Source organism: Paraburkholderia sp. BR10937, assembly GCF_040965695.1.
Taxonomy (GTDB): domain Bacteria; phylum Pseudomonadota; class Gammaproteobacteria; order Burkholderiales; family Burkholderiaceae; genus Paraburkholderia.
Map to the genome: position 1 here is coordinate 114,689 of NZ_JBFRCL010000011.1, position 14,455 is coordinate 129,143.

Here is a 14,455-nt window from a genome sequence, read left to right on the forward strand (position 1 = left end):
CCGGCATGGCGGCGTACTCGCGGCCAAAGCGCCATTAGGCTAAAATTTTGAGTCATGCTAGATCCCCGCGCACAAACCCTCCTCAAGACGCTGATCGAGCGCTACATCGCCGAAGGTCAGCCGGTCGGCTCGCGCACGCTGTCGCGCTATTCCGGCCTGGAACTGAGCCCGGCGACGATCCGCAACGTCATGTCGGACCTCGAGGAGCTGGGTCTCGTGTCCAGCCCGCATACCTCGGCCGGGCGTGTGCCCACGCCGCGCGGCTATCGCCTGTTCGTCGACACCATGCTCACCGTCGAGCCCAGCTCCGACGACGACGCGCTCACGCGCGCGGTGAAGACCACGCTGCGCCCCGGCGAGCCGCAGAAAGTCGTGGCGGCCGCCGCCAGCGTGCTGTCGAACCTCTCGCAGTTCGCGGGCGTGGTGCTGACGCCCCGGCGCAGCCACGTGTTCAAGCAGATCGAGTTCATGCGCCTGTCCGACAAGCGCATCCTGCTCATCATCGTGACGCCCGAAGGCGACGTGCAGAACCGCATCATGGCGACGCAGCGCGACTTCACGCCTTCCGAGCTCATCGAAGCCTCCAATTACATCAACGCGCACTTCGCGGGCCTGTCGTTCGACGAGGTGCGCCGCCGCCTGCGCGAGGAAATCGACGCGCTGCGCGGCGACATGACCACGCTCATGCACGCGGCCGTGACTGCGAGCACCGAAGAGCCCGAAGGCGGCGATACCCTGCTCATTTCCGGCGAGCGCAACCTGCTCGAAGTGGCCGACCTTTCTTCGGACATGGCGCGCCTGCGCAAGCTGTTCGACGTGTTCGACCAGAAAACCAGTCTCCTGCAGCTGCTCGACGTCTCGAGCCACGCGCAGGGCGTGCAGATTTTCATTGGCGGCGAGTCGCAACTCGTGCCGATCGAGGAAATGAGCGTGGTGACGGCTCCCTACGAGGTGAACGGCAAGATCGTCGGCACGCTCGGCGTGATCGGGCCGACGCGCATGGCGTACAACCGGGTGATTCCGATCGTCGACATCACCGCGCGCCTGCTCTCGCTCACGCTGAGCCAGAACTGAGCGCCGCATCGGGCACAGCGGGCATCGGGCACCCCCGCCTTTCCGACGATCATCCCCGAAAGGCATGGCCCGCGCCATCGGCCGGATGGCCAACGTGCGGCGGGGCGCTGCGTCGCGGCTGCGGTTTGGCCCGCCAGGACCGCCCGCTATAATGCTTGTTTCATGCAACCGTTGCTGCGCATTCGCGCGGCGCCACTGATCGCCTATGCGTTTCGACCTGGAGCGGCCTTCGCAGTCCGCCGCGGCGCATCGCGTCGCCGTGCTGCTCATCAACCTGGGCACGCCGGACGCGCCCACGCCGCGCGCCGTGCGCCGCTATCTCGCGCAGTTTCTGTCCGATCCGCGCGTGGTCGAGATTCCGGCGCCGATCTGGCAGGTCATCCTGCGCACGCTGATCCTGCCGTTTCGCGGCCGCTCGTCGGCGAAGAAGTACGCGGCGGTCTGGACGCCCGAGGGTTCGCCGCTGCGCGTGCACACGCAGAAGCAGACCGACGGCCTGCGCCACCTGCTGCAGATCAACGACTACACGGTCCTCGTCGATTACGCGATGCGCTACGGCACGCCCGACATCCCGGCGATGCTGAACCAGCTCAAGCTGGCGGGCGCGGAACGCATCCTGCTCATGCCGATGTACCCGCAGTACTCGGCGTCGACCACGGCCACGGCGTTCGATGCGGCCTTCGTCGCGCTGCGCCGCATGCGCAACCAGCCGGAAATCCGCACGGTGCGCGGCTATCACGACCATCCGGCGTATATCGCGGCGCTCGCGGCGCAGGTGCACCAGTACTGGCACGCGCACGGCAAACCCAATTTCGCGGCGGGCGACCGGCTCGTGCTGAGTTTTCACGGCGTGCCGAGCCGCACGCTCGATCTGGGCGACCCGTACCACGACCAGTGCCAGCAAACGGCCGCGCTCCTCATGCACGCGCTGGAGCTGACGCCGGTCGAATGCCGGGTGACTTTCCAGTCGCGCTTTGGGCGGGCGCAGTGGCTCCAGCCGTACACGGCGCCCACGCTGCGGGAACTGGGCGCGGGCGGCGTGCGGCGGGCGGACGTGTTCTGCCCCGGTTTCACGGCGGACTGCCTGGAAACCATCGAGGAAATCGGCATGGAAGTGCGCGACGAGTTCCTGCACGGCGGCGGCAAGGAGTTTCACCGCATTGCGTGCCTGAATGCCTCGCCGGCGTGGATCGCGGCGCTAGGCGAGATTGTTGCGCAGCACCTGCAGGGCTGGCCCGTGCAGGCCGCGGCGCCGGCAGGCGCGGTGGCCTGACCGGGCGAGTCGAGCGTGAACTGAGCGGCGCACATCCGGAAAGCTTCTGATGAACTACAAGATTTCGACCGAACCTGGCGCGCGGCTGCGCATCGATAAATGGTTATGGGCGGCGCGTTTCTTCAAGACGCGCTCGCTCGCCTCCGACGCCGTGGGCAAGGGGCGCGTGCGCATCGGCGGCGACGCCGTGAAGGCGTCGAAGGACGTGCGCGTGGGCGACCTCGTCGAAATCGAGATCGATCACGTGGTCTGGGAGGTGCAGGTATTGGGTATTTGCGAGATGCGCGGACCCGCCAGCATCGCGCAGACGCTTTATGCGGAAACCGAGGCCGGGCGCGAGAGGCGCGCGGCGGAGCAGGACCGGCGCCGGCTCTTTCGCGAACCGGCTGCCGTGTTGCAGGGCAGGCCGACCAAGCGCGACCGCCGCACTATCGACAAATTTTCGCGTGAGGGTTGAAGAGCGCTTCCATCGTCGCGTGCACGCCCCCGTATTCCGTCGTGTTTTCGTTCACGGCGCCCGACATGCAGATGGTCGTAGTTCCGGCGATGAGTACCAGAGCGACCACCGATATGGCAAAGGTCAGTTTCACGGTACTCCCCTTGGGATCGCAGCAAAACGGCCAGTTTCGGAGCCCGGTTAGCGTTTTTATGCGCGGCGATGCCGCTAAAAAATGTGCTGACCGTGGGCCCATTCGGTGCGGTGCCAGGCTCAGGGTAAACGCGCCATGAGCAGCACCTGTTCCTGAGTGTAGGTCAGGGATGTCCCTTACTCAATTTCATTTTTGCGGCGCTGCAGTAATGGTTGTTACGAGCGATTTCGCGGCCTGGATGTCTGCATAAAAAAGCCGCAATAGCCCCTTGAAACAAGCGATCCGGCACCCATGTGCAGTCGCAATGTACGAAGCCTCTGTCGCGTCGGCGCAACGACGGTCGGCGCAGCAGAGCGGGTTGCGTAAAGGCGCCCGCAGCTTTGTTCCCCTTTTTCACTATTCAACGACGTTCAGCGACATGGAAAACACGCAAGAGAACCCGACGAGCCAGAACCCCACGCCCGCGGACGAGGCGTCGCAGGCAGCCCAGCCCCAGGCGGCTGAAGCGGTCGAGCAGGCAGCCCAAGGCGGCGTGGACCAGAACGCTGCGGCGCTTGCCGAGGCCGCACTGGCCGAAGCCCAGGCGAAGATCGCCGAATTGCAGGACGCCTTCGTCCGCGCCAAGGCCGAGACCGAGAACGTGCGCCGCCGCGCGCAGGAAGACGTCGCCAAGGCGCACAAGTTCGCGATCGAAAACTTCGCCGAGCACCTGCTGCCGGTGATGGACAGCCTCGAAGCCGCACTCGCCCATAACTCGGACGACCTCGCCAAGGTCAACGAAGGCGTCGAGCTCACGCTCAAGCAACTCACCGGCGCGCTCGAGAAGGGCAAGGTCGTCGCCATCAACCCTGTGGGCGAGAAGTTCGACCCGCACCGTCACCAGGCCATCTCGGTGGTGCCGTCCGAACAGGAAGCGAACACGGTGGTCAGCGTGCTGCAAAAGGGCTATGTGATCGCCGACCGCGTGCTGCGTCCGGCGCTCGTGACCGTTTCGGCACCGAAGTAAGAAAGATGTAAGTCACGCGACGGCCTGAGGGAAGCAAAAAAGGCCCGCGATTGAAAAAAATGATGGAACGCATAGCCCAAACCCCTTGAAATCGCCGTAACGGCACTTATTTGGGCAGCAGTTCCGTATTGAAGTGGACGCCAGCCGCGCACAAGGGAAAACGCGGCTCGAGCATGCAGTTACCTGCGCAGCGCGAAAGCGGCGTCCGCACAGCGACCAAATTCTGGAGATTTGACAAAAATGGGCAAAATCATTGGTATCGACCTCGGCACCACCAACTCGTGCGTGGCGCTGATGGAAGGCAATCAGGTCAAGGTGATCGAGAACTCGGAAGGCGCCCGTACGACGCCGTCGATCATCGCCTACATGGACGACAACGAAGTGCTGGTCGGCGCACCGGCCAAGCGCCAGTCGGTCACCAACCCGAAGAACACGCTGTACGCGGTCAAGCGCCTGATCGGCCGCCGCTTCGAAGAGAAGGAAGTGCAGAAGGACATCGGCCTGATGCCCTACAAGATCGTCAAGCACGACAACGGCGACGCCTGGGTCGAAGCGCACGGCACGAAGCTCGCGCCGTCGCAGGTTTCGGCCGAAGTGCTGCGCAAGATGAAGAAGACCGCTGAAGACTACCTCGGCGAGCCGGTCACCGAAGCCGTGATCACGGTTCCCGCGTACTTCAACGACAGCCAGCGTCAGGCCACCAAGGACGCCGGCCGCATCGCCGGTCTGGAAGTCAAGCGCATCATCAACGAGCCGACGGCAGCCGCACTCGCGTTCGGTCTGGACAAGGCCGAAAAGGGCGACCGCAAGATCGCCGTGTTCGACCTCGGCGGCGGCACGTTCGACATCTCGATCATCGAAATCGCGGATGTCGACGGCGAAATGCAGTTCGAAGTGCTCTCGACCAACGGCGACACGTTCCTCGGCGGTGAAGACTTCGACCAGCGCATCATCGATTACATCATCGGCGAGTTCAAGAAAGAGCAGGGCGTCGACCTCTCGAAGGACGTGCTCGCGCTGCAACGCCTGAAGGAAGCCGCTGAAAAGGCCAAGATCGAGCTGTCGTCGGGCCAGCAGACCGACATCAACCTGCCGTACATCACGGCGGACGCCTCGGGTCCGAAGCACCTGAACCTCAAGTTCACGCGCGCCAAGCTGGAAGCGCTGGTCGAGGAACTGATCGAGCGCACCATCGAGCCGTGCCGCATGGCGATCAAGGACGCAGGCGTGAAGGTCGGCGACATCGACGACGTGATTCTCGTTGGCGGCCAGACGCGTATGCCGAAGGTGCAGGAGAAGGTGAAGGAGTTCTTCGGCAAGGACCCGCGCCGTGACGTGAACCCGGACGAAGCCGTGGCCGTTGGCGCCGCGATCCAGGGCCAGGTGCTCTCGGGCGACCGCAAGGACGTGCTGCTCCTCGACGTGACCCCGCTCTCGCTCGGTATCGAGACGCTCGGCGGCGTGATGACGAAGATGATCAACAAGAACACCACGATCCCGACCAAGCACGCACAGGTCTACTCGACGGCGGACGACAGCCAGTCGGCCGTGACGATCAAGGTGTTCCAGGGCGAGCGCGAAATGGCAGCGGGCAACAAGCTGCTGGGCGAGTTCAACCTCGAAGGCATTCCGCCCGCACCGCGCGGCGTGCCGCAGATCGAAGTGACCTTCGACATCGACGCGAACGGCATTCTGCACGTGGGCGCGAAGGACAAGGCCACCGGCAAGGAAAACAAGATCACCATCAAGGCGAACTCGGGCCTGTCGGAAGCCGAAATCGAGAAGATGGTGAAGGACGCCGAAGCCAACGCGGAAGAAGATCACCGTCTGCGTGAGCTGGCCGACGCGCGCAACCAGGGCGACGCACTGGTTCACAGCACGAAGAAGGCCGTGGCCGAGTACGGCGACAAGATCGACGCCTCCGAAAAGGAAAAGATCGAAGCCGCGCTGAAGGACCTCGAAGAAACGCTGAAGAGCTCGTCGGCCGACAAGGCGACGATCGAGGCGAAGGTCGAGGCGCTGTCGGCAGCGTCGCAGAAGCTCGGCGAAAAGATGTACGCCGACATGCAGGCGCAGCAGGCAGGCGCGGCCGGTGCCGCCGGCGCGGGTGCCGCAGGTGCCGGTGCGGCCGAGCAGGGCGCGCAGAACGACGCCGACGACGTGGTCGACGCCGAGTTCAAGGAAGTCAAGAAGGACTAAGCCGGTTCGTGGCGGTCATGACCGTTCTGCCTGATCAGCGAACGGTCGTGATCCGATCAAAGCGGCTACGAAAGCGGCCGCATCGGTTACGATGCGTGTCAGCATTGCAGCGCCTGGCGAGCCAACCGGCTCTCCGGGCACATTTGTTTTATGGAGGCTGTTCTCTTTCAGGGGCCGCCGCGGCGTGAGAAGCGCCTGTGCGGATGTTCAGGGGAACGGCAAACGGGTCACGAGATCCAGCATTCAAGAGGAGCCGGCGCGCGCCGTGAAGCGCGAGGCCGGCGTTGAACCGATATGGCGAAACGGGATTACTACGAGGTTCTGGGCGTCGCGAAGAACGCGGGCGACGACGAAATCAAGAAGGCGTATCGCAAGCTCGCGATGAAGTATCACCCCGACCGCAATCCGGACAACAAGGATGCGGAAGAGCATTTCAAGGAGGCCAAAGAGGCCTACGAAATGTTGTCGGACTCGCAAAAGCGCGCCGCTTACGACCAGTACGGCCACGCCGGCGTCGATCCCAACATGGGCGGCGCGGGTGCGCAGGGCTTCGGCGGTTTCGCGGACGCTTTCGGCGACATCTTCGGCGATATCTTCGGCCAGGCCGCGGGCGGCCGTGGCGGCCAGCGCGGCGGTCCGCAGGTGTATCGCGGCGCGGACCTGCGCTACAGCATGGAAATCACGCTGGAGCAGGCGGCGCACGGCTACGAGACGCAAATCCGCGTGCCGGGCTGGAGCGGTTGTGAAGTCTGTCACGGCTCGGGCGCGAAGCCCGGTACGAAGCCCGAAACCTGTCCGACCTGCCATGGTTCGGGTTCGGTGCGCATGTCGCAGGGCTTTTTCAGCATTCAGCAGACCTGCCCGAAGTGCCACGGCACGGGCTCGTACATTCCCGAACCTTGCACGAACTGCCACGGCGCAGGCAAGGTCAAGGAAACCAAGACGCTCGAAGTGAAGATTCCGGCGGGCATCGACGACGGCATGCGCATCCGCTCGGCCGGCAACGGCGAGCCTGGCATCAACGGCGGGCCGTCGGGCGATCTGTACGTCGAGATCCACATCAAGCAGCACGCGGTGTTCGAGCGCGACGGCGACGACCTGCACTGCCAGATGCCGATTCCGTTCACCACGGCGGCGCTCGGCGGCGAGATCGAAGTGCCGACGCTCGCGGGCCGCGCATCGTTCACGGTGCCCGAAGGCACGCAGTCGGGCAAGACGTTCCGTCTGCGCGGCAAGGGCATCAAGGGTCTGCGTTCGAGCATCGCCGGAGATCTGTATGTGCACGTCCAGGTGGAAACGCCGGTCAAGCTCACCGATCACCAGCGCGAGATGCTGCAGCAGTTCGAGAAGTCGCTCGTGGAAGGCGGTTCGCGCCACAGCCCGCAAAGCAAGAGCTGGTTCGACCGCGTGAAGAGCTTCTTCGACTGATGCGCTTTTCCGGCGTCACCATGCAGCAGCAGGTCAATTGCAGGTAGTTAGCGTAATGGCAGTCAATTCTGGCGGCGCGACGGGTGATGCGACGAGTGTTGCAACTTTCGCGCTGCTCGACGACGGCGACTCGACGGCGGCTAGCCGTTCGAGCCGCCTTTATACGGGGTTCGTGCGCGAGCTTGCATGCGAGCGTGCGGCGGACCTCGACGCGGTGTGCGCGCAAGCGAATGCCGAACTGGGCAAGGGACTTCACGCCCTCGTGATCGGTGACTACGAGTTCGGGCGCACGCTCGAATTCGCAAAGCGCGACACGAGCGCATCCATCGAAACGCAGCACGGCCACGCCGCGCTGCGTTTTTTATTGTTCGAACGCTGCGAAACGCTCTCGCGCGAGGAAGCCGACGCGTGGCTTGCGGCGCAAGAGGGCAGTGAAGCGCCTGCGCCAGCGGGCGTGGCGGGTGTGACGATCGGTGTCGATCGCGAGCGCTTCGAGCAGGACATCGCCGCCGTGCAGGATGCCTTGCGCGCGGGCGACTCGTATCAGATCAACTACACCTACCGGCTCGGCTTCGAGGCGTACGGTTCGCCGCTCGCGCTTTACCGGCGCCTGCGCGAGCGTCAGCGCGTGCGTTACGGCGCGCTGATCGCGTTGCCGGGCGACCGCTGGGTGCTCTCGTGCTCGCCGGAGCTGTTCGTGGAGAAGCGCGGCAAAACGTTGCGCGCGAAACCGATGAAGGGCACGGCCGCGCGCAGCGCCGATGAGGAGCAGGACGCCGCCGCCGCGCGTTTTCTCGCCAACGACCCGAAGAACCGCGCCGAAAACGTGATGATCGTCGACTTGCTGCGCAACGATCTCTCGCGCGTCGCGCAAACCGGCTCGGTGCGCGTGCCGGCGCTCTTCAGCGTGGAGCCCTACGCTTCCGTCTGGCAGATGACCTCGACCGTGGAAGCCACGCTGCGCGAAGGCACGACATTCACCGCCGCCATGCGCGCGCTCTTTCCGTGCGGCTCGATCACGGGCGCGCCCAAGCACCGCACGATGGAGCTGATCGAAGCGCTCGAACATGCGCCGCGCGGGCTTTACACCGGCACGATAGGGTGGCTCGAAGCGCCCTCGGCAGGCGAGGCGTGTGGCGACTTTTGTCTCTCGGTCGTGATCCGCACGTTGACGCTCGATGCGCCTTCGAGGGGTACGGGCGGCACGCGGCGCGGCGAAATGGGCGTCGGTGCGGGCATCGTGCTCGACAGCGTGGCCGCCGACGAATACGAGGAGTGCCGCTTGAAAGCCCGCTTTCTGACCGACGCCGACCCGGGCATCGAATGCTTCGAAACGATGTACGCGACGCGCGCTGACGGCGTGCGTCACGTGGAGCGTCACCTCGCGCGTCTCGCGGCGAGTGCGGCGTGGCTCGGTTTCCCGTGCAACGTTCAAGCGTTGCGAACGCGCATCGACGAAACCTGCGCCACGTTTGCAGACGAGAACGCGCCGTACCGGGTGCGCCTTGCGCTCGGCAAGAGCGGGGCGGCGACGCTCACCAGCGCGCCGCTTGCTGCGCTCGCGCACGACACCGTGGGCGTGCTGCTCGCGCCGGATCACGGCTTTGCGCCGGTCGAATCCGCCGACGCGCTGTTGTTGCGCAAGACCACGCGCCGCGCCGAATTCGATCGCGCATGGCGCGAGGCCGAAGCACAGGGCGGCTTCGACATGCTGTTCTTCAACGAGCGCGGCGAGCTGACCGAAGGCGGCCGTTCGAACGTGTTCGTGAAGCTCGACGGCAGGTGGTTCACGCCGCCGCTCGCCGCGGGCGTGCTGCCGGGCGTGATGCGCGGCGTGCTGCTCGACGACGAAGCGTTCGGCGCACAGGAGCGTGTGCTCACGCACGACGACGTGCTTAACGCCGAAGCCCTGATGCTCACGAACGCGCTGCGCGGTGCCGTGCCGGCGCGCTTGATTCGATGAAGCGGCCGTAGCAGACCACAAAAACAAAGCGCGCCCCTTCAGACGGAGCGCGCTTTTTTCATTCTGCGAAGCAAAGTCGGCGGATCAGAACACGTGCTCGGGCCCCGGGAACGTGCCTTCCTTCACGGCCTGCACATACGCGCGCACGGCCGATTCGATATCGGGCTGGCCCGTCATGAAGTCCTTCACGAAGCGCGGCCGCTTGCCGGGGAAAATGCCGAGCATGTCGTGCAGCACGAGCACCTGGCCCGAGCAGTCCACACCTGCGCCAATGCCGATGGTCGGAATGCGCAACTGCTTGGTCACTTCCGCGCCGAGCGCCGCGGGCACGGCCTCGATCACCACGAGCTGCGCGCCCGCGTCCTGCAGCGCCAGCGCGTCGCGAATCATCTGCGTGGCGGCCGCATCGCTCTTGCCCTGCACCTTGAAGCCGCCGAACGCGTGCACCGACTGTGGCGTGAGGCCGATGTGCGCGCACACGGGCACGGCGCGCTCCACCAGCATCTTCACCGTGGGCGCGAGCCATTCGCCGCCCTCGATCTTCACCATCTGCGCACCGGCGCGCATGAGCTTCACCGAGTTCGCGAACGCGTCTTCGGGCGTGCCGAAGCTGCCGAACGGCAGATCGGCGATGATCAGCGCCCTGGTTTGCGCACGCGCCACGCAGGCCGTGTGATAGGCGATGTCGTCGATGGTGACGGGCAGCGTCGTGGTGTGCCCCTGGAGCACGTTGCCGAGCGAGTCGCCGATCAGCACCGTATCGACGCCCGCGCGGTCGCACAGCGCCGAGAAGCTCGCGTCATAGCACGTCAGCATGGCGATGCGCTCGCCCGCATCGCGCATGGCCTGGAGTTTGGGCACGGTGACCGCGCTGCGGCTCGTTTCCTGCAGGTAACTCATGGGGAAATCCGTTGGGAAAGGGAAAACGGGAGGGGCTGCGCCGTTCGATCGCGCCGATGAGGCGGTTATAGCGACGTGCCCTTGACGAAGGATTCCTTGCGGCCGCGCATCGTCTCGATACGTTCGGCGACGAGCTCGAGGTCCGCATCGGAACCTGGCAGATCCAGATGCTCCGCGCCGACGGTGAGCACCGGCGCATGATCGTAATGATAGAAAAAATCGTTGTAGCTGTCGCACAGCGCTCGCAGGAACGCACTCGAAATAGCCAGCTCGCGCGGCAATGCCCGCTTCTGGATGCGCGCATACAGCGCCTCGGGGCTCGCCTGCAGATAGACGACGAGGTCAGGCGCGGGCGCGGATGACGTGAGGCGCGAGGCGAGCGCGCGGTAGAGCGGCAGTTCGTCTTCGGCGAGTGTGAGGCGTGCGAACAGATCGTTGCGTTCGGCAAGGAAATTCGTCACGAGCGGCACGCCCGCTTCGCGGCGCGCGGCCACGTCGCGCGAAAGCTGCTCGCGCTGCAAGGCGATATGCAGTTGCGCGGCGAGCGCATGCGACGAGGGCGCGGTGTCGCGATACACGCGCTCGAGAAACGGATTGTCGGCGTTCGATTCGAACAGCGTCTGCATCGACCAGCGTTCGGCCAGACGCGTCGCGAGCGTGGTCTTGCCCGCGCCGATCGGCCCTTCGATCACGATGTACTGGAGCGCGGCTGGCCGCGTGGCGCGCGCGCTGACGACGGGCAGGGGTGTCGTGCTCATCGGCAGTTGCCGGAGGGTGGGGTGTCCGGCGCAGGCGCCGTGCCCATGCACTGGCACAACGGCTTGACCTTCTCGATGCGCTGGTCGGCCACGGCGGCGAGGTAGGCGCTGGCCGGCCCCTGGCCCGGAATCACGAGTTCGGGATCGATCTCGACGAGCGGCACGAGCGCGAACGCGCGGCCCGTCATGCGCGGATGCGGCACGACGAGGTCGGTTTCGTCGATGGTGGCGTCGCCGTAAAGCAGGATGTCGATGTCGAGCGTGCGCGGCGCGTTGCGAAAGGGACGCTCGCGGCCGAAGTGATGCTCCACGCGCTGGCACAGGCCGAGCAGCGCGTGAACGTCGAGACTCGTCTCGATCTTCACGACGCAGTTGTAATAGTCGTCGCCGCCCGCGTCGATGGGCGCGGTGCGGTACAGACTCGATTTGGCGACGACGGTGAGGGTGTGCTGTTGCGCGAGGCACACCACCGCGTCTTTGAGGGTCTGGCGCGCATCCCCCAGATTCGCGCCAATTCCCAGCCAGGCAACCGTCATGGCTTCACTTCCTGCGACTTATGTTGCGGTTCGACGCATGTGCGCCGCGGCAAGCCGCGACGCCGCATGGCGTCAGTCCTCGTGCGGACCGGCGTGGCCGTCATAGTCCGCACTGCTGGCTTCATGCACGTCACCGGCTGCGCCGGCTTCCGATACAGCACCTTCGCCCGTTCTGCGGCTCTTCGCGCCGCCGCGGCGGCGGCGTTTGCGCGGCGAGCGCTCCTTGCCGCCCTGCGCGAGAAGCGTCTCGCGCTCGGCGTTGTCGCCGGAAATGAAGTCCGTCCACCATTGGCCGACTTCGGCGTCCAGCTCGCCCGATTCGCAGCGCAGCAGGAGGAAATCATACCCCGCTCTAAATCTTTGGTGTTCCAGCAGCTTCAGCGCACCGCGGCCGCGCTTTTCGAGGCGCAGCTGCAGGCCCCAGATTTCGCGCATGTCCGACGAAAAACGACGGTGAATCGCCAGTTTTTCCGTTTGCGCGTCGATCACGTCGTCCATCGCGCGATGCAGCGCCGGCACGGGCAATTCGCCTTCGGCCGTGTATTGCTGCCAGCGTTGCTGCACGTCGTGCCACAGCAGCGTGGCGAACAGGAAGCCCGGCGACACGGGTTTGCCTGCGCGCACGCGCGCGTCGGTGTTCGACAGCGCGAGCGTGATGAAGCGCTCGCCTTGCGGCTGTTCGAGCACGACGTCGAGCAGCGGCAGCAGGCCGTGATGCAGCCCTTCCTTGCGCAACCACTTGAGGCACTCGAGCGCGTGGCCCGAGAGCAGCAGCTTGAGCATTTCGTCGAAAAGACGCGCGGCCGGTACGTTGTTGATGAGGTCCGCGAGCTTCACGATGGGCTCGCGCGTGTGCTCCTCGATCTCGAAGCCGAGCTTCGCCGCGAAACGCACCACGCGCAGCATGCGCACCGGGTCTTCGCGATAACGCGTGGCCGGGTCGCCGATCATGCGCAGCAGGCGCGCGCGCATGTCGGCCATGCCGTTGTGGTAATCCAGCACGGTTTGCGTGGCCGGATCGTAGTACATCGCGTTGATCGTGAAGTCGCGGCGCGTGGCGTCTTCGTGCTGCTCGCCCCAGACGTTGTCGCGCAGCACGCGGCCGCTCGCATCCACGTGGTGCGTCTTGCGGTCGAGTTCGTCGCGGCGCATGCGCTTTGCGGGCGCCGGAGCGGGCGCTTCGGCATCGGCAGGCGGCGCATCCACGAGCGCGCGGAACGTCGAGACTTCGATGATTTCCTGGCCGAACTGCACGTGCACGATCTGAAAGCGCCGGCCGATGATGCGCGCGCGGCGGAACAGCTTCTGCACCTGGTCGGGCGTGGCGTCCGTGGCGACGTCGAAGTCCTTGGGCGCGACGCCGAGCAGCAGGTCGCGCACCGCGCCGCCCACGATGAACGCGCGGAAGCCCGCCTGCTGCAGACCGTCGGTCACGCGCACGGCGTTGCGCGAGATCAGCGCGGGATTGATGCCGTGGATGTCGGCGGAAAGGATGACGGGCGTAGCCGGGTCGGGCGCGCCCTTGCCGGCGCGCGGCTTCGAGGCCTTCTGCGCGCTGGCCGGCTTGCGGCGTGCGCGGGTGCTGCCGGCAACGGCGGCCGCGCCTTCCTGCGAGGCCGTGTCCGGATCGACGGCGGGGGCTTCGGTGTCTTGCGCCGCTTCGGCGTCGTCCTGGCCGAACAGCTTGCGGATGAGTTTCTTGATCACTGGGCTTGGAACAAATCGAGAATGCGCCAGCCCGCTTGTTGCGCGTGAGCGCGCAGGGTGTCGTCGGGGTTGGTGGCGATCGGGTCGGTGACTTTTTCGAGCAGCGGAATGTCGTTGTGCGAGTCGCTGTAGAAGTAGCTGTGCTCGAAGTCCGAAAGGCGCTTGCCGAGCGAGGCGAGCCATTGCTCGACGCGCACGATCTTGCCTTCGCGGTAGCTCGGCGTGCCCGTCGGGCGGCCGGTGAAGGCCGAGGCCGGATGGCCGTCCACGGTTTCGACTTCGCACGCGATCAGCTTGTCTACGCCGAACACCTCGGCGATAGGCGCCGTGATGAATTCGTTGGTCGCCGTGACCACGCAGCAGAGGTCGCCCGCTTCCTTGTGCTTTTTCACGAGCTCGACCGCGCTCGGCAGGATGGTCGGCTTGATCACCTCGTGCATGTACTGGTCGTGCCATTCCTTCAACTGCGCGCGCGAATATTTCGCGAGCGGCGTGAGCATGGCGACGAGGTATGCATGGATGTCGAGCTTGCCGGCCTTGTAGTCGGCATAGAAGCGGTCGTTTTGCTCCGCAAAGCGCTCGCCGTCGACAATGCCGAGTTTCACCATGAAGCGGCCCCATTCGTGGTCGCTGTCGGTGGGGATCAGGGTGTGATCGAGATCAAAAAGTGCAAGGTTAGCCATGGGCGCTCATTTTACTTGAAGCGGGAGACGCCGTTGCCGCCGCCGGCGGGCGGCGTCGGCGCGGCGGGGTCCGCGGGGGATTCGGGGCCTGCAGGCGCGTCGTTCTGGGCGGGCGCCTTGTGCTCTTGCGATGGCGACGTACCCGAGCTAGCGGGCGCTGACGGTGGCTGTTCGGGCGTCTCGCCTGCCTGTGCCTCGGGGGCGGCGGTGCCCGCTGGCGGATCGAGATCGCCGCGCAGCTCGCCGCTCATCTCGTTGCTCACGTCGGCTTCGACTTCGCCCTTGAGTTCGGTGCCCAGTTCCTTGTGGACGACGTGACGATATTTGGCCCCCAATTC

General features: G+C 65.5%; 12 protein-coding genes. 7 read left to right on the top strand and 5 right to left on the bottom strand.

All coding sequences use genetic code 11. The annotated features are described in order from the left end of the window. Nucleotides 1–54: 54 nt before the first annotated feature. From hrcA to pabB, 7 genes are all read left to right on the top strand, one after another. Nucleotides 55–1,074, top strand: a complete 1,020-nt coding sequence (gene hrcA / locus AB4Y44_RS11890; protein ID WP_133182506.1) for a heat-inducible transcriptional repressor HrcA — start codon at nt 55–57, stop codon at nt 1,072–1,074. Nucleotides 1,075–1,279: 205 nt separating this feature from the next. After that, entirely contained in the window at nt 1,280–2,347 is a 1,068-nt protein-coding gene (gene hemH / locus AB4Y44_RS11895; protein WP_342919299.1) for a ferrochelatase, read from the top strand. Between the two features lie 49 nt (nt 2,348–2,396). After that, the gene (locus tag AB4Y44_RS11900) at nt 2,397–2,804 is read left to right on the top strand and encodes an RNA-binding S4 domain-containing protein (protein WP_069267787.1); all 408 of its coding nucleotides are present in this window, start codon (nt 2,397–2,399) and stop codon (nt 2,802–2,804) included. Between the two features lie 551 nt (nt 2,805–3,355). Next, nucleotides 3,356–3,943, top strand: coding sequence for a nucleotide exchange factor GrpE (gene grpE, locus AB4Y44_RS11905; protein ID WP_368699633.1), 588 nt, complete (start codon nt 3,356–3,358; stop codon nt 3,941–3,943). A 240-nt stretch (nt 3,944–4,183) separates the two neighbouring features. Then, nucleotides 4,184–6,142 (top strand): molecular chaperone DnaK, encoded by a 1,959-nt coding sequence (gene dnaK / locus AB4Y44_RS11910; protein WP_342919296.1) that lies wholly within the window; start codon nt 4,184–4,186, stop codon nt 6,140–6,142. Between the two features lie 294 nt (nt 6,143–6,436). Continuing rightward, nucleotides 6,437–7,570, top strand: a complete 1,134-nt coding sequence (dnaJ, locus tag AB4Y44_RS11915) for a molecular chaperone DnaJ (RefSeq protein ID WP_342919295.1) — start codon at nt 6,437–6,439, stop codon at nt 7,568–7,570. A gap of 55 nt (nt 7,571–7,625) precedes the next feature. Continuing rightward, a complete protein-coding gene (gene pabB, locus AB4Y44_RS11920) occupies nt 7,626–9,533 on the top strand; it encodes an aminodeoxychorismate synthase component I (protein WP_368699634.1) in 1,908 nt (635 codons plus the stop codon). Between the two features lie 84 nt (nt 9,534–9,617). On the opposite strand, the gene panB is transcribed toward pabB, so the two are convergent. The 5 genes from panB to AB4Y44_RS11945 form a co-directional block, all read right to left on the bottom strand. Beyond that, the gene (gene panB / locus AB4Y44_RS11925; RefSeq protein ID WP_342919293.1) at nt 9,618–10,433 is read right to left on the bottom strand and encodes a 3-methyl-2-oxobutanoate hydroxymethyltransferase; all 816 of its coding nucleotides are present in this window, start codon (nt 10,431–10,433) and stop codon (nt 9,618–9,620) included. A gap of 65 nt (nt 10,434–10,498) precedes the next feature. Beyond that, nucleotides 10,499–11,191 (bottom strand): deoxynucleoside kinase, encoded by a 693-nt coding sequence (locus AB4Y44_RS11930; protein WP_368699635.1) that lies wholly within the window; start codon nt 11,189–11,191, stop codon nt 10,499–10,501. Beyond that, nucleotides 11,188–11,727, bottom strand: a complete 540-nt coding sequence (folK, locus tag AB4Y44_RS11935) for a 2-amino-4-hydroxy-6-hydroxymethyldihydropteridine diphosphokinase (RefSeq protein WP_342919291.1) — start codon at nt 11,725–11,727, stop codon at nt 11,188–11,190. The genes AB4Y44_RS11930 and folK overlap by 4 nt, the downstream gene beginning before the upstream one ends. Nucleotides 11,728–11,799: 72 nt before the next feature. Continuing rightward, entirely contained in the window at nt 11,800–13,434 is a 1,635-nt protein-coding gene (gene pcnB / locus AB4Y44_RS11940) for a polynucleotide adenylyltransferase PcnB (RefSeq protein WP_368699636.1), read from the bottom strand. Beyond that, nucleotides 13,431–14,117, bottom strand: a complete 687-nt coding sequence (locus AB4Y44_RS11945) for an HAD family hydrolase (protein ID WP_368699637.1) — start codon at nt 14,115–14,117, stop codon at nt 13,431–13,433. Before AB4Y44_RS11945 ends, pcnB begins: the two co-directional genes overlap by 4 nt. Nucleotides 14,118–14,455 lie beyond the last annotated feature (338 nt).

Coding starts and splice junctions, on each gene's coding strand:
- hrcA (WP_133182506.1), top strand. CDS start 55: ATGCTAGATCCCCGCGCACAAACCCTCCTCAAGACGCTGATCGAGCGC.
- hemH (WP_342919299.1), top strand. CDS start 1,280: ATGCGTTTCGACCTGGAGCGGCCTTCGCAGTCCGCCGCGGCGCATCGC.
- AB4Y44_RS11900 (WP_069267787.1), top strand. CDS start 2,397: ATGAACTACAAGATTTCGACCGAACCTGGCGCGCGGCTGCGCATCGAT.
- grpE (WP_368699633.1), top strand. CDS start 3,356: ATGGAAAACACGCAAGAGAACCCGACGAGCCAGAACCCCACGCCCGCG.
- dnaK (WP_342919296.1), top strand. CDS start 4,184: ATGGGCAAAATCATTGGTATCGACCTCGGCACCACCAACTCGTGCGTG.
- dnaJ (WP_342919295.1), top strand. CDS start 6,437: ATGGCGAAACGGGATTACTACGAGGTTCTGGGCGTCGCGAAGAACGCG.
- pabB (WP_368699634.1), top strand. CDS start 7,626: ATGGCAGTCAATTCTGGCGGCGCGACGGGTGATGCGACGAGTGTTGCA.
- panB (WP_342919293.1), bottom strand. CDS start 10,433: ATGAGTTACCTGCAGGAAACGAGCCGCAGCGCGGTCACCGTGCCCAAA.
- AB4Y44_RS11930 (WP_368699635.1), bottom strand. CDS start 11,191: ATGAGCACGACACCCCTGCCCGTCGTCAGCGCGCGCGCCACGCGGCCA.
- folK (WP_342919291.1), bottom strand. CDS start 11,727: ATGACGGTTGCCTGGCTGGGAATTGGCGCGAATCTGGGGGATGCGCGC.
- AB4Y44_RS11945 (WP_368699637.1), bottom strand. CDS start 14,117: ATGGCTAACCTTGCACTTTTTGATCTCGATCACACCCTGATCCCCACC.